The following is an 18,437-nucleotide window of genomic DNA, read 5'->3' as shown; positions in this document are numbered from 1 at the left end:
GGCGGGGCGGGGCGCCGCCGATAGCGTGGCAGGATGGTGAGCCCCTCCGTCGTCTGGTTCCGCGACGATCTGCGGATCGCCGACAACCCCGCGCTGCGAGCCGCCGTCGACCGAGGCGAGCCGATCATCTGCCTCTACGTCCTCGAGGGTGACGCCGACGGGATGCGCGAGCTCGGCGGAGCGGCGAAGTGGTGGCTGCACCACAGCCTCGACTCCCTCGGCGAGCGCCTACGCGAACGCGGCGGCGCTCTCGTGCTGCGGCGCGGCCGGGCGGCCGACATCGTTCCGGCGGTGGTGGCGGACGCCTCCGCGGGGGCTGTCTTCTGGAACCGCCGCTACGGCGGGGCCGAGCGCGAGATCGACGCCGGTATCAAGACCGCCCTGCGCGACGACGGGGTCGAGGTGGCTTCCTTCGCCGCATCCGTCCTCTTCGAGCCGTGGACCGTGCAGACCGGGTCCGGCACCCCCTACTCCGTGTTCACCCCGTTCTGGCGAGCCTGCCAAGACCTGCCGGCCCCGCGAGCACCGCTTCCCGCGCCCCGCGAGGTCCACGCCCCGTCGGGCGCGCCCGACTCCGACGATCTCGACGCGTGGGGGCTGCTGCCCACGAAGCCCGACTGGGCCGGCGGGTTGCGGGAGGCATGGGAGCCCGGGGAGCCCGCGGCCCTCCGACGACTGAAGGGCTTCCTCTACGACGACCTCGGCGACTACGACCGCTCCCGCGACGAACCGGCGGGCGAGGCGACGTCCCACCTCTCCCCCTACCTGCGATGGGGCGAGGTCAGCCCCTACCAGGTGTGGCACGAGACGGTGAAGAACCGCGGCACCGGTGCCCACGCGGCATCCGCCTCGCGATTCCTCTCCGAGATCGGCTGGCGCGAATTCGCCTGCCACACGCTCTACCACTTCCCCGATCTGGCGACGAAGAACTGGCGCAGCGGCTTCGACGCCTTCCCGTGGCCGCGGCTGAACCGCGCGCACCTCGAGGCGTGGCAGCAGGGGCGCACCGGGGTCGCCCTCGTCGATGCCGGCATGCGCGAGCTCTGGCACTCGGGCGCGATGCACAATCGCGTGCGCATGGTGACGGCGTCGTACCTCATCAAGAACCTGATGATCGACTGGCGCCTCGGCGAGCAGTGGTTCTGGGACACGCTGGTCGACGCAGACGGGGCGAGCAATCCGTTCAACTGGCAGTGGGTCGCCGGTTCCGGGGCGGACGCCGCCCCGTACTTCCGCATCTTCAACCCCGAGCTGCAGCGCAAGAAGTTCGACGCGCACGACGAGTACATCCGCCGATGGGCGCCCGACCACCTGGACGGCGACGCACCGGAACCGCTCGTCGACCTCGGCGACACGCGTCGCCAGGCCCTCGCTGCGTACGAGGACGTCAAGCGCGCGCGCTGAGCCTCAGTCGACGGCGGTGAGCGAGAGCACCAGCGCGTTGCCCGGAAGCAGCAGGGGCATGGGCAGGCCCACCGCCGACAGCGCGCTCCCCGAGAGCGTCACGCCGTCGGCCAGCCACGGGGGCGGCGCGTCCTGCAGGGTGAGCGGAGATGCGCCGAGGTCGACGGGTTCGACCCGGTAGCGACGAACGGGGTCGAGCCCCGGCAGCGCGAACCGCGGCGGCAGGGCGGCCTCCACCCCGTCGGTGGTGACGTAGGCCGCCAGCGCCTCCCGACCGTCGGGCGAGACGACGCCGTGCACGAGCACGCCCGGCTCGGGGAGGTCGGCGCGCACGGTACGACCGGTGTGCAGCAGCCCCCGGTAGAGGCGGTAGGCGTCGGCCCAGGTGCGCACGGCCGAGAGCTCCTCCTCCGACGCACGCGTGAGGTCCCACTCGATGCCGGCGCTCGCGAACAGGGCCGTGGCGAGGCGGAACGACAGCGACGACGCGCGACCGGTCGTGTGCGCGTGGGCGTCGCCGAGGTGCGATCCGACGTACTCGGGGGGAACGAGCACCCCGGTCCACCGCTGCACGGCCTGCCGCTCGAGGGGGTCGTTGGTGTCGCTCGCCCACACCCGGTCGGTGCGGCGCAGCATCTCGAGGTCGATGCGCGCCCCGCCCGAGGCGCACGACTCGATCTCGACGCCCGGGTGCGCGGCGCGCAGGTCGTCGAGCAGGCCGTACAGGGCGACGACCTGGTCATGCGCGTCGTCGACGAGGAGGTCGCGGTTGTGGTCCCACTTGAGGAAGGCGATCGGATGCTGCGACAGCAGCGCGTCGAGCCGCTCGAAGAGGTGTGCGCGCACCGGCTCCTGCGACAGGTCGAGCACGTGCTGCCATCGCCAGGTCACGCCGTCGGCGGGGCTGAGGAGCCAGTCGGGGTGGGCCCGTGCGAGGTCGGAGTCGAGGCTGACCATCTCGGGCTCGACCCAGAGGCCGAACTCCATGCCGGCCGACTGGACGCTCTGGATGAGGGGGGCGAGGCCCTGGGGCCAGGTGCCCGGGTCGACGGTCCAGTCGCCCAACGCACGGCGGTCGTCACGGCGGCCGAGGAACCAGCCGTCGTCGAGCACGAACCGTTCGACCCCGACCTCGGCGGCGCAATCGATGAGGGGTTGCAGCCGCTCGAGCGATTGATCGAAGTAGACGGCCTCCCACGTGTTGAGCGTGAGCGGCCGAGGCGTGCGGATCGTCGACCACGAGCGCACCCACGGGTGGAGGCGGTCGCTCACACCGTCGAGTCCGTGATCCGACCAGGCGCCCACCAGGGTCGGCGTCGTGTAGCCCTCGCCCGGCGCCAGTTCGACGAGCCCGATGCGCTCGCCCCCGCCGACGACCGTGCGGCCGAGGGCCGTGCGTTCGAACCACGCCGCGGTGTCGCCGCTCCACGCGACATGGGTCGCCCACACCTCGCCCGAGCGGAATCCGAAGCCGGGCATGCCCGCGGCGAGGAGGAAGGCGTCGTCGTGCCCGCCGCGACCGTGACGCGACTCGCGCATCCACGTCCCGTGTCCGGGGCGGATGCGCTGGGGCGAGCGCTCCCGTGCCCACCGGCCGGTGAAGTCGAGGAGCTCGACCGCGCGGTCGGGAAGGGGGAGGACGACGCCGGCCGAGACGAGCGCGGCGGGTGCGGCGCCGTCGTTGCGCACCTCGTGCCGGGCGAGGAGCACCCCCTCGGGGGTGAGGACGAGGGTGGTGACGACCGCGACGTCGCCGATGCGCGACGAGATCGTCAGCCGTGAGCCGTCGCGCTCGACCGCATCGAGGAGCGCGCGACCGTTCCCCCGCGGGAGGCCGAGGGCCGGTCGCCCCGACCAGCCGTCGGCGAGGTCGGGGAGCAGGGTGAGCCGCAGCGGCTCGTCGATGGAGCTCGGCGGGATCGCCGGCACGAGCGTGTCGGCGAGGGTGGAGAGGTCGTCGTGCGAGAGGTCTCCGAGATCCGCTCCCCAATGAAGGAGAGCGGGCACCCCCGTACCGCGGGCGTCGACGATGAGGCTGACGCCCGCGGCACGGAGGTGATGGATCACGGCGATGCTTCCTATTCTGCGACGGGGATCGACTGCGCCTTGAGGGTGGAGATCGTCGACGACTGCGCCGATTCGAGCGCCTCGAGGAGCGTCCCCTGCCCGGTGACGGCCTTCTGGAAGCCGTCCGACACGTCGGCGTAGGTCTGCGTCATGGTGGGACCCCACACGAAGTCGGGGTTGACCTCGGCGGCCGCCTCGGCGAACACGTCGTAGATCGCCTGCCCGCCGTAGAACTCCACGCCCTCCTGCAGCGAGGGGAGCTCCAGGCCCGCGGTGGTCGCGGGGTAGATGTTCGCCGACTCGTTCAGAGCGGTGAGCGCCTCCTCCGACGTGTTCAGCCACAGCGCGAACTTCGCCGCTTCGTAGACGTGCTCGCTGCCCTTGAAGACGGCGACGGACGAGCCGCCCCAGTTACCGGCCGCGCTCTCGCCGGCCTTCCACTGCGGGGCGGGAGCGACCGACCATTTGCCGGCGGTGTCGGGAGCGCCGCTGGAGATCGAGTTGGCACCCCAGACGGCCGACGTCCAGCTCCAGACCTCGCTGGAGTTGTAGGCGTTGTTCCACTCCTCGGTCCAGGCCGGGTAGGTCGCGACGAGGTCCTCGTCCAGCAGCTCCTGCCAGTAGTCCGCGACGGTCTTCGACGCGTCGCCGGACAGGTCGACCGACCAGGCGTCCCCGTCGTTGGTGAACCAGTCGCCGTTGGCCTGCCACACGAAGCCCGCGAACTGGTTGATGTCGGCGGTGGAGAAGTTGGTGATGTAGCCGCCGAGCGCGCGGATCTTCTTCGCCGCATCCTTGTACTCGTCCCACGTCGTGGGGACGGCGATGCCGTTCTGCTCGAACAGGTCGGAGCGGTAGAACAGCGCCATGGGGCCGGAGTCCTGCGGGATGCCGTAGACGCCGTCGCCGCCCAGGGTGACCTGGTTCCAGGTCCACGGGATGAAGTCGGCCTCGGCGGCCACGACGTCCTCGCAGTTGGAGAGGTCTTCCAGGCCGTCCTGCACGCGGAAGCTCGACAGCGCGTCGTACTCGATCTGACCGAGGTCGGGGGCGTTGCCCGCCTCGAGCTGGCTGAAGAAGTTCTGGTAGGTGCCGGAGTTGCCGTTCGGGCCGGTCTGCACCTGCACCTGGATGCCGGGGTTCTCGGCGTTCCAGATCGCCGCGGCGTCTTCGATGCCGGGGATCCACGACGTGAATTCGAGCGTGACGTCGCCCTCGGACGGCGCGCAGGCGGCTGCTTCGCCGCTGGTGCCGGTGGAACCGGTCGAGCATCCGGCCAGCGCGATCGCGCTGAGCAGTGCGACGCCCATGGCGACTGCCCTCTTGGTGTGCTGCATGTTCTTCCTCACTGTTGGGTGGTGCGGGGTGGGGAGGCCCTCGGGCGGAGCCGTCGGGACGGGGTCGTGCGGCGGTCTACTTCACGGACCCGCTGCCGAGTCCGTTGCGCCAGAACCGCTGGAGCAGAAGGAACGTGATGATGAGCGGGATGATGCTCAGGAGCGATCCGACGAGCACGTAGGTGCGCAGCTCCGGGATCTGGTTCAGCTGGGTGTTCCAGGCGTAGAGGCCGTAGGTCACGGGGAAGAACTCCTCGCTGCGCAGCATGATCAGCGGCAGGAAGAAGTTGTTCCAGATCGCGACGAACTGGAAGAGGAACACCGTGATCAGCGCCGGCGTCATCAGGCGCACCGACACCGTGAAGAAGGTACGCACCTCCCCCGCGCCGTCGAGTCGGCTCGCCTCGATGAGCTCGTCGGGTACGCTCGCGGCCGCGTAGATGCGGCTGAGGTAGACGCCGAACGGGCTGACGATGCTGGGGAGCAGCACCGCCCAGTACGTGTTCGTGAGGTTCACCTGGCTGAAGAGCAGGAACAGCGGCAGGGCGAGCGCGGTCGCCGGCACGAGCACCCCGCCGAGGACCACGTTGAAGAACAGCTCGCGCCCCGGGAAGCGGTACTTCGCCAGCGCGTACCCGGCCATGCTGGCCACGACCGTCGCCAGCAGCGCGCCGAGACCGGCGTAGCCGAGGCTGTTGAGCAGCCACCGGAAGTAGATGCCGTCGCCGTACGACGCCAGGGCGCCGATGTTCTCGAAGAGGTTGAAGTCGGCGAACCACAGCGACGGGGTCGTCAGCAGCTGCCCGCGGTCCTTCGTCGAGGCGATGAACAGCCACCAGATGGGAAGCAGGAAGTAGAGCGTGAACACGCCCATGACGATGAGCGCGGCCGAGCGCGACAGCAGGCTCTCGCGGGGGCCCTTCCGTCCGCTCGCGGTCGCATCGTCGGCCGTCGCACCTGCGGTGCGCGTGAGGAGACTCATCGGTCCGCCTTCCGCTGGGTGAGCTTCAAGAAGGCGAACGACAGCACGAACGTCGCGAGCGCCAGAACGACGGAGAAGGCCGCCGCCAGATTGATGTTGGGGATCGAGTTCGTCGCGTACACGGTCATGTTCGGGGTGAACGTGCTCGAGACGGCCGAGCTGAACGAACGGAAGACCTGCGGCTCGGCGAGCAGCTGGAGGGTGCCGATGATCGAGAAGATCGCCGTCAGCACGATCGCCGGGGCGACCATCGGGATCTTGATCGACCAGGCGATGCGGATCTGCCCTGCGCCGTCGAGACGGGCGGCCTCGTAGATCTCCTGCGGGATCGCCAGCAGTGCGGAGTAGATGATCAGCATGTTGTAACCGACGTAGACCCACGTCACGACGTTCGCGATCGCCCACAGCACGAGCTCCGGCGAGAGGAAGTCGATCGACTGGGTCACCCCGGTGAAGGGAGAGAGGTTCGGCGAGAAAAGGAACCCCCACATGATCGCGGCGATCACGCCCGGCACCGCGTAGGGCACGAAGAACGCCAGCCGGAAGAAGCGCTTGCCCTTCAACGCGGGCGAGTCGAGCAGCAGCGCGAACAGCAGCGCGAGACCGAGCATCACCGGCACCTGCACGACGCCGAAGAGCAGCACGCGTCCGACCGACTCCCAGAACGGGCCGTTCTGCAGCACGAGGGCGTACTGGGTGAACCAGCCGAACACCTGACGGGGTGCGCCGTACGTCCCATCGCGCTCGACGACGAGCAGCGACTGCCAGATCGCGTATCCGATGGGCAGCAGGTAGAACAGACCGAACAGCACGCCGAACGGTGTGAGGAACATGCCGATGGCGCCCTTGTGGGCGACCCGTCGTCGGCGTTCCTTCGGGGGGCGGCTCTTCGCCCTGACAGCGACGCTCATACCAGCGACTCCTCTCGGATGATACGGACGCTTCCGCCCGGGATCTCGATCTCGCCCGACACCGCAGCATCCGTCACCAGGTCGTGCCCGGTGGCTTCGACGACCGCGGCATCGTGGCCGTGGTTGATCACGAACACGTAGGCGGCGTCCTCACCGCGACGACGCACCGTCTCGACGTCTGCGCCCGCACTCACCCGCACCGACGGCGCGACTCCGGCCTCCGCGGCGACGCGTTCGAGCAGAGCACGGTAGTCGGCGGGCGAGGGCAGGGTCGCGAGGTACCAGGCCGACCCGTCGCCCCAGGCATTGCGCGTGACGGCGGGGCCGCCCGCCGAGGGACCGTCGGCGAACGCGTCGACCTCCGTCGCGGTGGTCACGTGCATCCGCTCCGACCACAGCGACGCGGTCGCCCCCGACGTCAGTCGCAGCGGCTCGTCGGCGGCGACGGGCGCGAACTCCTCGACGGCGACGCCGAGCGCCTCGCGGAACGGTCCGGTGTAGCCCCCGGTGTACACCCGGTCGTTCTCGTCGACGGTTCCCGAGAAGAAGGTGACCACGGCGGTGCCTCCGGCGGCGATCCAGTCGGTGATCGCCGACGCGTCGGCGGCGCGCACGAGGTGCAGGCCCGGTACGACGACCAGGCGGTAGGGCGACAGGTCGGCGCCCGGTGCGATCACGTCGACGGTCAGCCCCTGGGAATGGAGCGCTGCGTAGGCGGCGTGCACCTGGTCGAGGTAGCCGAGGGCGTGGCTGGGGCGCGACTCGGTGCCGGCGGCCCACCACGACTCCCACGAGAAGACGATCGCGACGTCGGAGTCGACCCGCGATCCCGCCACCTCTCCGAGTCGGTCGACGATCCCGCCGAGCTCCACGACCTCGCGCCACAGCGCGGTGTCGGTGCCGGCGTGGGGAAGCATCGCGGAGTGGAACTTCTCGCTCCCCTGCACCGACGCCCTCCACTGGAAGAAGCACACCGCGTCGGCTCCTCGGGCGACGTGCGTCAGAGAGTTGCGGATCAGCTGGCCGGGCGCCTTGGCCCGGTTCAGGGGCTGCCAGTTCACCGCGCCGGTGGAGTGCTCCATGAGCAGCCAGGGGGCGCCGCCCGCGAGTCCCCGCGACAGGTCGGCGGCGAACGAGAGCTCCGTGCGCGGGTCGGCGAGGCGGTTATCGAGGTAGTGGTCGTTCGCGATCACGTCCATGTCGGCGGCCCACGACCAGTAGTCGAGGTTCTCGATGTGCGCCGTCACCATGAAGTTCGTCGTGACGGGCTTGTCGCTGATCGCGCGGATGATCTCGGCTTCGGCGCGGAAGTAGTCCAGCAACGCGTCGGAGCTGAACCGGTGGAAGTCGAGCTGCTGGCCCGGATTGCGCGTCGACAGGTTCGCCATCGGCGGGAGGATCTCGCCCCACTCGCGGTAGGTCTGGCTCCAGAACGCCGTTCCCCACGCCGCGTTGAGCGCGTCGATCGTGCCGTAGCGGGCTTCGAGCCAGTCGCGGAACGCCGCAGCACTGGTCTCGCAGAAGCACAGGGCGTTGTGGCAGCCGAGCTCGTTCGAGACGTGCCAGAGCTCGACCGCGGGGTGCGAGCCGTAGCGGCGCGCGACCGCGTCGACGAGGGCGAGCGCCGCGTCGCGGAAGACGGGCGAGCTCGGGCACCATGCCTGACGTCCCCCCGGGTAGCGGGTGGTGCCGTCCTCGGTGACGGGGAGGATCTCGGGGTGGAGCCGCGTCAGCCACGGCGGAGGCGATGCCGTTCCGGTGCCGAGGTTCACCTTGATGCCCGCGTCGTCGAGCAGGTCGATCACCCGGTCGAGCGAGGCGAAGTCGAACTCGCCGTTGCGCGGCTCGACGTGCGACCAGCCGAACACGTTGATCGCGACCAGGTCGACGCCGGCGTCGCGCATCAGGGCGACGTCCTCGGACCAGACGGTCGGATCCCACTGCTCCGGGTTGTAGTCGCAGCCGTAGGCGATCCCGTCGTGGACGAACGGGCGGCGGGCGGATGTCATCGTGCTCCTCGGTGTGTGAACGTACACAGGCCGAGGCGCTGTTCCTCCGCGCTGAGGGCTCTGTGAACGTGAACAGAGTAAGTGGATCGCAAACGACCTGTCAACACGGAATGACTGACATGTGCGCGTGCACATACGATGGCAACCATGGAGGGGACGAGGCGACGACGCGCGACAGTGAACGACGTGGCGATCGAGGCCGGCGTCTCGCGCGGCACCGTCAGCCGGGTGCTCAACGGTCAGCGCTACGTCTCCGACGACGCCCGGGCGGCCATCGACGCGGCGATCGCGAAAGTCGGGTTCGTGCCCAACCGCGCCGCGCGCAGCCTGGTCGTCCAGCGTTCTCAGGCGGTCGGCCTCATCGTGCACGAACCGCACTCGCTGTTCGTCGAAGACCCCAACATCGCGTCGATCCTCCTCGGAGCGAACTCCGCGCTCTCCGAGGCCGACTACCAGATGGCCTGTCTCATCGCCGACTCCGCCCGCGACGTCGACCGACTCACCCACTACCTCAGCGGCGGACTGATCGACGGCGTCATCGTCGTCTCGGCGCGCGTCGGCGACCCGATCACCCGCGCGGTGCGCGACCTCGGCCTGCCCGCGGCGTTCGTCGGCCACCCCCGCGACCTCGGATCGGCGGCCTACGCCGCCATCGACAACCGCAACGCCGCACGAGAGATCACGACTCGCCTCATCGGCACGGGCCGGCGCCGGGTCGGCATGATCGCCGCGGCCCTCGACCGCGACTCCGGTGCGGATCGCCTCGCCGGGTTCGTCGACGCGCTCGGCGGAGATTTCGACCCCTCGCTCGTGCAGCGGATCCCGCTGTACTCCTACTCCGACGGGCAGGCGGGCATGCGGGCGCTGCTCGAGCGCGCCCCCGACATCGACGGGATCTTCGCGTCGAGCGACGCGGTGGCCGCCGGCGCGATGGAGGTACTGCAGTCGTCGGGCCGCAGCATCCCGGGCGACGTCGGCGTCGTCGGATTCGACGACAGCTCGTGGGCGCTGCGCTGCGATCCCCCGCTGTCGACCGTCCATCAGCCGGCGACCGAGCTCGGCCGCGCCGCGGCGGAATCGGTGCTGCGCCAGCTCGCCGGCGCCGACCCCGAGCCGATCGTGCTCGAGTGCCCCGTGGTCTGGCGCGCGTCGGCCTGAGCCTGCGCCGCCCGCGGGTTCGGGGCGCGACCCGGAATGCGAGCGGATGCTGCGTCGTTGCATCCGGCGATGACTACTCCGCCGCTCGCCCTCTCCGTCCTCGATCTCATCCCGGTCCGAGCCGGCCAGTCGAGCGCGCAGGCCGTCTCCGCCTCCCTCGACCTCGTCGTCCGCGCCGAGGAGCTCGGCTACCGCCGCTACTGGTTCGCCGAGCACCACAACATGCCCGCCGTCGCCTCGACGACGCCGCCGGTGCTGATCGCGGCGGCCGCCGGACGCACCAGCCGCATCCGCGTCGGGTCGGGCGGCGTCATGCTGCCGAACCATTCGCCGCTGGTCGTCGCCGAGCAGTTCGCCGCGCTCGAGGCGGTCGCCCCCGGAAGGGTCGACCTCGGCATGGGTCGTGCCCCCGGCTCCGACCCCGTCATCACGCAGCTGCTCTTCCGCTCGGGCACGACGAGCGACGTCGACCGATTCCCCGAGCACATCCGCGACATCCTCGCGCTCACCTCCCCGGAGGGCGCGACCGTGCGCTTCAGCTCCGGCGGCGAGTACACCGTGCACGCGACGCCCGCCGCATCCGGCTCGCCCGAGGTCTGGCTGCTCGGCTCGAGCGACTACTCCGCGGCGCTCGCGGCCGCGCTCGGCCTGCCGTACGTCTTCGCGAACCACTTCTCCGGCCACGGCCTCGAGCGGGCGCTCGACCTCTACCGCACCGGTTTCCAACCGAGCGAGACCCTCGCCGCCCCCCGCACGTTCCTCACGGTGAATGCGGTCGCCGCTCCGACCGTCGACGAGGCCGAGGCGCGCGCGCTGCCGCAGCTGCGGATGATGGCGCGCCTGCGCTCGAACATGCCGCTCGTCCCGCTCGAGACCGTCGAGCAGGCCCGCGCTCTGCCGTTCGACGCCATGGCCGACTCGCTGATGTCGCAGACGCGCGCGACCTGGTTCGTCGGCACGGGCGACTCCGTCGCCGCCGAGCTCACCGCGTTCGCCGCCCGCCACGGGGTCGACGAGGTCATGCTCTCCCCGATCGCGGGCGCCTTCGACGGTGAGCCGCTCGACTCGGCCGACGGCCGCGTGCAGACGCTGTCGCAGGTCGCCGACGCGCTCGTTCCCGTCGCCGCCTGACGCGCCGCATCCGGTCGCTGAGACCTCTCACCCGGCTGAGACACCCCGCCTGGCGCGGTGTCTCGGCCGATAGCAGGGTCTCAGCGGTCGCTACGCCTCGGGAGCGCCGCTGATGAGCGAGCGCAACCAGTCGCGCGCCTCGACGAAGACGTCGTCGGAGTAACGGTCGGGGTAGCGGACGATCGCGCGGTCGGCCCGCGCGTACGACCCGAGGAAGATCATCTTCGGGCTGAACCGGCGCAGCCCCAGCAGGGCGTCGGCCATGCGCTCGTCGTACACGTGGCCGTCGGCGTCGATGACGAAGCGGTAGCGCCCGAGGGCATCGCCGATCGGGCGCGACGCCAGCAGGCTGAGGTTGATACCGCGCGTGGCGAACTGCTCCAGGAGTTCGAGCAGGGCACCCGGATGATCCTCGGGCAGTTCGACGATCAGCGACGTCTTGTCGGCACCGGTCGGCGGGGCCGGTGCGACCGTGCGGCTGACGAGCACGAACCGGGTGACGGCATTGGGGTTGTCGCCGATGCTCTCGGCGAGCACGGCGAGATCGTGGTGGGCGACGATGCCGGGGGCGGCGATCGCGGCGTCGGCGTCGCTCGTGCCGTCGAGGATCCCGAGGGCGCTCGCGACGTTGCTGGCCGCGGGGATGTGCGCGTGGGCGGGCAGCGCGTCGGTCAGCCAGCCGAGGCACTGGGCGTAGGCGACCGGATGGCCCGCGACCAGCGATACGTCTTCGAGCCGGGTGCCCGGTCGCCCGACCAGCACGAAGTTCACCGGCACGAGGTACTCGCCGACGATCCGAAGACCGGCCATCGTGGCCAGCGCGTCCTGCGCGGTCGAGACCCCGCCGTCGACGGAGTTCTCGATCGCGATCATCGCGGCATCCGATCGACCCTCGACGACGTCGGCGAGCGCCTCACCGACGTTCCTCACCGCGCGCCAGTGCTGGTCGCGGGCCTCGGGCACCTGCGCGAGCGCGGCCTCCGTGAAGGTTCCCGCCGGCCCCAGGTAGCTGTATGTGCGGCGGGTGGGGGCGGTCTCGGGCATCACGGCGATCAGCCTAGCCCCCACCGACCGCCCCACCCGCCCACCGGAGGCCCCCCTGGGCTCCGGGAGAAGCAGCATCTCGACGCGGGTCCGCGAGGGCGGTCCGTGGTGCCGACGGATACGCCTGCGGCGCCGGGATGCTGCTTCGTCCGAGCCGCGGCGCGAGGTCGTACGCACCGCGGGAGTATGCGTCGCATCCGGCATCCGAGTCCGACGGGCGCACAGCAGGTTGCTGCGGGAAGGTGGTCGCGCCCGTGAGGGCTCGAGCATCGGTGCGACTCGGTACACGCTACGGAAGCCCCCGGGCCGCGTCCGGCGACGCCGACCACCGAAAAGGGTGGTTTTGCGCCGGCGGCCACAACTACCGGAAACAGTGGTCCGACGCCGTCTCGGGCCGGGTGATCCGGGTCGACAATGTGTCGCGGCCTCCTAACCGAGGACCAGCCGCCCGACAGATCCGCGCCGACGCGTCCCCGAGCCGCGCGGACGAAAGGTCACGCCGCCATGACCCGATCAGCCTCCGGCCGCTCGCGCACCTCCCCTGCGAAGCGCCCCCGCCGACGCGAACGCGCGAACACCGCCCGCACCCAGCCGGCGATGCACGCGCGCCCGGGTCGAGCGGTGATCGTGCGCGCCCGATTCGCCGTGGCGCTGTGCGCGGGCCTGTGGGCGCTGTACATGACCACCGTCGCCGTCACGCTGGCACGCGGCGAGGCCCTCACCTCCGTCTGGCATCTCCTCGGCACGATCCTGTTCCTGGCCTCGGTGACCGTCCTCACCTTCTCGGCGTGCATGTATCTCCTCGCCCGCGCCGGCGCCCTTCCGCGGTTCGAGAACCACCGCCGCGCGCGCCGGGCCGACATCGACACGTTCTCCGCCGAGAACCCGGTGCGGGTCCTCGCGCTCGTGCCCTCCTACGCCGAGGATCCCGCCCTGGTCCGGATGAGCCTGTGGTCGGCGGCCTTGCAGGAGGTTCCCCACCTCCGCGTCGTGCTCCTGCTCGACGATCCCCCGGCGTCGTCCGACCCGGCTGTCACCGAACGGCTCGATGCCACCCGCGCGCTCGCCGTCGAGATCGCCGAGGCGCTGCATCCCGTCCGCACCGCGGCGCGGGCGGTGATCGACGACATCGTCTGGCACCCCGATGCCGTCGTCGACGTCGCCCGCGTGGCCGATGTCTACGATCGGGCCACCGCCTGGCTGCGTCGGATGGCCGCTTCCGAACCCGCGGCGACGAACGTCGAGCGATTCTTCGTCGAGCGCGTGCTGCGCTCGCTGGCCGACGACCTCGACGCATCGGCTGCGGCACTGCGCGAGGCCGGAGAAGACCCGGGCTACGCGCTCGACAAGCGGCGCGCCCTCCAACTGCTGCGTCGGGTGTCGTCGATCTTCTCCGTGGAGACCGATGTCTTCGAACGCAAGCGCTACGCATCCCTGTCGCACGAGGCCACCAAGGCGATGAACCTCAACGCCTACCTCGGCCTCGTCGGCGGGCGCCACCGGCTGCGCGTCGCCGGCGCCGCCGCGACCGAATCGCTCCGCTCGCCCGAGGAACGGTATGAGATCGTCGAGGTTCCGGAATGCGACCTCGTTCTCACGCTCGACGCGGATTCGCAGCTGTTGCCCGAGTACGCGCTACGGCTGATCCACCAGCTCCACCAGCCCGGCAACGAGCGGGTCGCCGTCATCCAGACGCCGTACTCGGCCTACCGCGGCACCCAGACGCGGATCGAGCGTCTGGCCGGCGCGACGACCGACCTGCAGCACATCGTCCACCAGGGACTCACCGCGTTCTCGGCGACGTTCTGGGTCGGCGCCAACGCGATCATCCGTCGCGCGGCGCTCGAAGACCTGCGACGCAGCACGGTCGAGGACGGCATCGAGGTCGTGCGGTTCATCCAGGGGGTGACCGTGATCGAAGACACCGAGTCGAGCATCGACATCGTCGACCACGGCTGGAGTCTGTGGAACTACCCCGAGCGGCTGAGCTACAGCACGACACCCTCCGACTTCGGGTCGCTCGTCATCCAGCGCCGCCGCTGGGCCAACGGCGGCCTGCTCGTGCTGCCCCGCCTGCACGCGCTCGCCTTCCAGCGTCGCGCATCCGGCCATCCGCTCACCCTGATCGAGCGGATGCTGCGGGCCAACTACCTCGGATCCATAGCCTGGGTGACGGTGGGCCTGCTGGTGCTGATGACCGTGCTGCCGCTCGACGGCGAGCTGGTCAGCGCCGTCCTGCTCCTGATCGCGCTGCCGTACTTCATCGAGATGGCCCGCGACCTGCGCTATCTCGGCTATCGACGGATCGATGTGATCGGGATCTACGGGTTGAACCTCCTGCTCGTCGCCGTGAACCTCGCAGGAACGATGGCTTCCATCGCGCAGGCGCTGTCCGGCGGCACGTCGGCCTTCGCCCGCACTCCGAAGGTGGACACCCGCACCCCGGCGGGTGCCCTCTACGTGCTCGCGCCGCTGGCGATCGGCGCCGGCTCGGCGTTGGTCGGCGTCCGCGCGGCATCCGAGGGCGCCTGGCCGGCCGCGGCCTTCGCCGCGCTCACGGCACTGTGCATCGGCGGGGCGGTGGTCCGGCTGATCGGGGTGAGGTCGGCGATCTCGGACATCTGGAACGGGTGGCTGGAGTGGATCTGGGTGGACGCGCCCGTGCCGACCCGCGAGCCGCAAGGCGAGCACGCCCGCCAGCCCTGGCGCCGCGTGCTCGAGGACGGCGTGCTCGAGCCGACCGGAGCCCTCCGGTGAGCGTTCGCGGTGCTCGCCCCCGAGCGCGCTTCGCGGGTCGGCGCCTCTCGCCGATCCGGGCGGTGTCGACCGTCGTGGCCGCCCTCGCCGCCGCGGCGGTCGCCGTCGGCGCCGCGGTCGCTCCGTTCCTCCCCGCCGACGTGGCGGGAGCGAACGAACACCGCTGGTTCGCCGGGTACTACGACGTCACCCTCGAGGACGGCGAGAAACTCGCTCGCAGCAACCTCGCCGACGGCGACGGGGGCGTCGTGCTCGCCTTCGTCGTCGCCGCCGATGACGACGACTGCACGCCAACGTGGGGGAAGGTCTACGGGCTGGACGACGCCGCCGGCCGGTTCGAACTCGACCGCCGTGTCGCACGGTTGATCGGCGAGGGGCGGCCGGTGGCGGTCTCGTTCGGCGGCGCGGTCAACACCGAGCTCGCCGTGGCGTGCACCGACACCGCCGCTCTCACCGGGGCCTACCGCGACGTCGTCGATCGATACGGGGTCGACACGATCGATCTCGACATCGAGGGCGACACGCTCTCCGACACCGCGGCGTCAAGACGGCGGGCCGAGGCGATCGCGACGCTGCAGCGGGAACGCGCCGACGACGACCGAGGGCTGGCGGTGTGGCTGACGCTGCCCGTCGCGCCCGACGGGCTCACCTCCGAGGGGCTCGCTCTGGTCGAGGACATGCTCGACGCCGGCGTCAAGATCGCGGGGGTCAACGCGATGACCATGAACTACGGCGACGGGGGAACCGCCTCGCTCATCGATCTCAGCACGGGCGCTCTCGATGCGACCGCCGCCCAGCTGCGCGAGACCTGGGCCGCGCGCGACCTCGCGCTCCCGGCGGACGGCGTGTGGAGCATGATCGGGGCGACCCCCATGATCGGGCGCAATGACGTTCCCGGGGAGGTGTTCTCGACCGACGACGCCCGCGCGCTGAACGCCTTCGCCGCGGAGCGCGGCATGGCCCGGTTGTCGATGTGGTCGATCAACCGTGATCGCACGTGCGGCTCGAACTACGTCTACACGGGAGTCGTGTCGAACGAGTGCAGCGGAGTGGAGCAGGCCGGCGAGAAGTTCGCCGATCTCCTCGCCGAGGGGTACGTCCCGACGGCGACGGCAACCGCCGCGCCGCGCACGCCCACGATCGCCGATGATCCCGCGACGAGTCCTTACCCCCTCTGGACGTCGACGAGCTACTACTCCGCCGGAGTCACCGTGGTCTGGAACGGATCGGTCTACATCTCCAAATGGTGGAACGAAGACGGCCCCGCGCCCGACGATCCGGGCCTGGATCTCGACGCGTCGGCGTGGACGTATCTCGGACCGGTGCTCGCGACCGACCGCCCGTTCACCCTCCCGACCCTCCCCGACGGCACCTACCCCGACTGGGATCCGGCAGCCCTCTACGACCAGGGCGATCGTGTCATGTGGGAGGGCACCGGGTACGAGGCCCGCTGGTGGTCGCAGGGGAAGCGGCCCGACCGCTCGGTGCTCGACCGCGACTACTCGCCGTGGAAGATGCTGACCGAGCCCTGATCACCCGCCGAACGTCGACGGGCGTCCGTCCACGAGTGCCTGCGCGCGATGCGGACGGTCGGCCGGCAGGAGCCGCCCGACGAACTTGCGCTCGGCGCGCGCCAGCTCGACGGACATCCAGTCGGTGATCGAGGGGAGGTCGGTGTCGCCCGGGATCGCATCGCCCGCGTCGTCGAGCAGCACCACGTCGACCCCGCGGATGCGGGCGGACATGGCCGCGTCGATCATCGCCTCGCTCAGGAGGCGCCCCGCGCGGTAGCCGTCGCGCAACCTGCCCTCGACCGCCCGTGCCAGCGCCCGGTCGGCGTGGTCGAGACTCTCCCCTCTCGCGACGCGCTCCAGGAGGGGGCGCGCGAAGCGGTCCACCTCGTGCGCGTGGATGTCGAGTTCGCGCTGCACAGCGGCGTCCCACGCTCGACGTCGCGCGACCTGCAGAGCCTTGTCGGCCACCGCGATCGTGGATCGCCGCAGACGCGCGAGCGCGAAGGCCGCCGTGGCGCCGAGACCGACCACGACGGCCGTGCGCACACCGGCGCTGATCAGCTGCACCGGCGCTCCACCGCGCACCGCCGCGTCGGCGGCGAGCACCAGCAGCATCGCCGCAGCGCCGCCCACGGCGATCATGGGCCTGCCGCGCAGCGCGACGAAGACGAGCACGAATCCCGCCGCGGGGAGGAACCACCCCGTGCCGTACGTGATGGGAGCCGGGGTCGCGACGAGGGCCGCCGCGACCACGACCCACAGCAGAGCCGCCGTCACCGAGGCCCGGACGACGGACAGCGTCGACCGCGGGGCTCGGCGGATGACTTCGGCGGCGGCGACCAGCCCCGCGAGCGTGACGGCCGACGCGAGCGGCCAGGTGCTTCCGATCGCCGCGGCCGCCGCGATGAACGTCTGGGCGATAAGGAACAGCCCCGCCACCGCCGTCATGCGCACTCGCACCGCGCCCCGGGACCGATCGCCGGAGTCGGGGACGGGGAGGGGAGGCCGCCAGGTGAGCAGGACCGATGTGCCGTGGCCCGGCGTCGACCGCAGCATCGCGTCCCCGCCGGACACCGCACGCATGACGCCGACGATGCTCAGTGCGATGCCCAGACGGTCGGCGGCGACCGCCGCGGGATCGAACCCCGACCCGTCGTCGCCGATCTCGACGCGCGCGCCCTCGGCGTCGACCGCGACCCGCAGGTGCCGACGGCTCGCGCCGGCATGGCGGATGCTGTTGTCCAGCGCTTGCCGCGAGGCCGTCACCAGCGCGTGCGCGACGTCGTCCTCGACGGTGAGCGCATCGGGTGCCACCGACACATCGACCCGCGCATCGGCGCGGATGGCCGCTGCCCGAAGATCCGCGAGCCAGTCCGTCTCCCCGTCGCCGGCATCGACGATCCCCGTGGCGCGGAGCGCCTGACGGCGGACGGCGTCGGCGGTCAGGGGCAGAGCGTCCGCCGCGCCGCGCAGAGCGGCCAGCACCTCGTCGTGCACGAACGCGGCGGCACGCGCACGCGCGGCCAGCCGACCTCGCTCCGTCGCCTCCCGACTGACGGCGTCCGCGGCGCGGTCGGTCGCCGCATCCAACTCCACCGCGGCGCGCAGCACGCTCGCACCGATCACGCAGAGGATGCCCGCGGACATCATCGCCTGCGCGTCGTTGACGAAACCGTTCAGCGAATACCCGCCCAGCATCACCCGATACACCGCGATCATGACCGACCACGAGGCGATGACCGCCCATCCGAGGCGTTCACCGCCGGCGACGACCGTCGCCAGCGCGACGACGCCGATGCTCGTCATCGACCACGGCACGGTTCCCCCGCCGCTGACGAGACCGGTCGCCGGCGCGAAGGAGAACATGCCGATCGCGTAGGCGGCCACCCCGATACCGGCTCCCGCCCGCACCACCCGCGCCGACGACCACGGCGCCGCCGCCGCGACGAGGACGAGGACGGCGTACGCCCCGCCGGTCAGCGCCGGTTGCCAGGACGGCACCCCCGCTCGCCCCGACGGGTCGGCGACGAGCACGCCGACGAGCATCGACACGACCGCCGAGAGTCCGACGGCGACCATCAGCAGTCGGAGGGTGGCCAACTCCGCGCGGCCGACGTTCATCG

12 protein-coding genes are annotated in these 18,437 nt (G+C 71.2%); 5 read left to right on the top strand and 7 right to left on the bottom strand.

Annotated features, from left to right (window positions below):
- The first annotated feature begins 33 nt into the window (after nt 1-33).
- Nucleotides 34-1,404: a cryptochrome/photolyase family protein gene (locus tag FVP77_RS14315; RefSeq protein WP_147895235.1), complete on the top strand. Its 1,371-nt coding sequence runs from the start codon at nt 34-36 to the stop codon at nt 1,402-1,404.
- A 3-nt stretch (nt 1,405-1,407) separates the two neighbouring features.
- Here the strand turns inward: FVP77_RS14315 and FVP77_RS14310 are convergent, their stop codons facing one another.
- The 5 genes from FVP77_RS14310 to FVP77_RS14290 all read right to left on the bottom strand — a co-directional run bounded on the left by FVP77_RS14310 (nt 1,408) and on the right by FVP77_RS14290 (nt 8,710).
- Nucleotides 1,408-3,471, bottom strand: coding sequence for an alpha-galactosidase (locus FVP77_RS14310; protein ID WP_147895234.1), 2,064 nt, complete (start codon nt 3,469-3,471; stop codon nt 1,408-1,410).
- 11 nt (nt 3,472-3,482) lie between these two features.
- Nucleotides 3,483-4,808: an ABC transporter substrate-binding protein gene (locus FVP77_RS14305; protein ID WP_147895233.1), complete on the bottom strand. Its 1,326-nt coding sequence runs from the start codon at nt 4,806-4,808 to the stop codon at nt 3,483-3,485.
- Between the two features lie 76 nt (nt 4,809-4,884).
- Nucleotides 4,885-5,790 carry a carbohydrate ABC transporter permease gene (locus tag FVP77_RS14300; RefSeq protein WP_147895232.1) on the bottom strand — a complete coding sequence of 302 codons (906 nt, stop codon included), beginning with the start codon at nt 5,788-5,790 and terminating at the stop codon, nt 4,885-4,887.
- On the bottom strand, nt 5,787-6,701 hold the full coding sequence (locus tag FVP77_RS14295; protein WP_147895231.1) for a carbohydrate ABC transporter permease: 915 nt from the start codon (nt 6,699-6,701) through the stop codon (nt 5,787-5,789). Before FVP77_RS14295 ends, FVP77_RS14300 begins: the two co-directional genes overlap by 4 nt.
- On the bottom strand, nt 6,698-8,710 hold the full coding sequence (locus FVP77_RS14290) for a beta-galactosidase (protein ID WP_147895230.1): 2,013 nt from the start codon (nt 8,708-8,710) through the stop codon (nt 6,698-6,700). Before FVP77_RS14290 ends, FVP77_RS14295 begins: the two co-directional genes overlap by 4 nt.
- Nucleotides 8,711-8,857: 147 nt before the next feature.
- Between FVP77_RS14290 and FVP77_RS14285 the strand changes: the two genes are divergently transcribed.
- Both FVP77_RS14285 and FVP77_RS14280 read left to right on the top strand, forming a co-directional pair.
- Nucleotides 8,858-9,868, top strand: coding sequence for a LacI family DNA-binding transcriptional regulator (locus tag FVP77_RS14285; protein WP_187266953.1), 1,011 nt, complete (start codon nt 8,858-8,860; stop codon nt 9,866-9,868).
- Nucleotides 9,869-9,937: 69 nt separating this feature from the next.
- On the top strand, nt 9,938-10,999 hold the full coding sequence (locus tag FVP77_RS14280) for an LLM class flavin-dependent oxidoreductase (RefSeq protein ID WP_147895228.1): 1,062 nt from the start codon (nt 9,938-9,940) through the stop codon (nt 10,997-10,999).
- 90 nt (nt 11,000-11,089) lie between these two features.
- On the opposite strand, the gene pheA is transcribed toward FVP77_RS14280, so the two are convergent.
- Nucleotides 11,090-12,043, bottom strand: a complete 954-nt coding sequence (gene pheA, locus FVP77_RS14275) for a prephenate dehydratase (protein ID WP_147895698.1) — start codon at nt 12,041-12,043, stop codon at nt 11,090-11,092.
- A gap of 504 nt (nt 12,044-12,547) precedes the next feature.
- On the opposite strand from pheA, the gene FVP77_RS14270 reads away from it, so the two are divergent.
- Both FVP77_RS14270 and FVP77_RS14265 read left to right on the top strand, forming a co-directional pair.
- On the top strand, nt 12,548-14,800 hold the full coding sequence (locus tag FVP77_RS14270; RefSeq protein ID WP_187266952.1) for a glycosyltransferase family 2 protein: 2,253 nt from the start codon (nt 12,548-12,550) through the stop codon (nt 14,798-14,800).
- A gap of 62 nt (nt 14,801-14,862) precedes the next feature.
- Nucleotides 14,863-16,332: a chitinase gene (locus tag FVP77_RS14265; protein WP_147895226.1), complete on the top strand. Its 1,470-nt coding sequence runs from the start codon at nt 14,863-14,865 to the stop codon at nt 16,330-16,332.
- Here the strand turns inward: FVP77_RS14265 and FVP77_RS16875 are convergent, their stop codons facing one another.
- On the bottom strand, nt 16,333-18,435 hold the full coding sequence (locus FVP77_RS16875; protein ID WP_187266951.1) for a sensor histidine kinase: 2,103 nt from the start codon (nt 18,433-18,435) through the stop codon (nt 16,333-16,335).
- Nucleotides 18,436-18,437: the final 2 nt, after the last annotated feature.

The organism is Microbacterium hatanonis, from assembly GCF_008017415.1.
Classification (GTDB): domain Bacteria; phylum Actinomycetota; class Actinomycetes; order Actinomycetales; family Microbacteriaceae; genus Microbacterium; species Microbacterium hatanonis.
The sequence above is the reverse complement of the archived record's forward strand: the minus strand, read 5'-3'. Positions and strand labels throughout refer to the sequence as shown.

Coding starts and splice junctions, on each gene's coding strand:
- FVP77_RS14315 (WP_147895235.1), top strand. CDS start 34: ATGGTGAGCCCCTCCGTCGTCTGGTTCCGCGACGATCTGCGGATCGCC.
- pheA (WP_147895698.1), bottom strand. CDS start 12,043: ATGCCCGAGACCGCCCCCACCCGCCGCACATACAGCTACCTGGGGCCG.
- FVP77_RS14300 (WP_147895232.1), bottom strand. CDS start 5,790: ATGAGTCTCCTCACGCGCACCGCAGGTGCGACGGCCGACGATGCGACC.
- FVP77_RS16875 (WP_187266951.1), bottom strand. CDS start 18,435: ATGAACGTCGGCCGCGCGGAGTTGGCCACCCTCCGACTGCTGATGGTC.
- FVP77_RS14285 (WP_187266953.1), top strand. CDS start 8,858: ATGGAGGGGACGAGGCGACGACGCGCGACAGTGAACGACGTGGCGATC.
- FVP77_RS14280 (WP_147895228.1), top strand. CDS start 9,938: ATGACTACTCCGCCGCTCGCCCTCTCCGTCCTCGATCTCATCCCGGTC.
- FVP77_RS14295 (WP_147895231.1), bottom strand. CDS start 6,701: ATGAGCGTCGCTGTCAGGGCGAAGAGCCGCCCCCCGAAGGAACGCCGA.
- FVP77_RS14290 (WP_147895230.1), bottom strand. CDS start 8,710: ATGACATCCGCCCGCCGCCCGTTCGTCCACGACGGGATCGCCTACGGC.
- FVP77_RS14305 (WP_147895233.1), bottom strand. CDS start 4,808: ATGCAGCACACCAAGAGGGCAGTCGCCATGGGCGTCGCACTGCTCAGC.
- FVP77_RS14270 (WP_187266952.1), top strand. CDS start 12,548: ATGACCCGATCAGCCTCCGGCCGCTCGCGCACCTCCCCTGCGAAGCGC.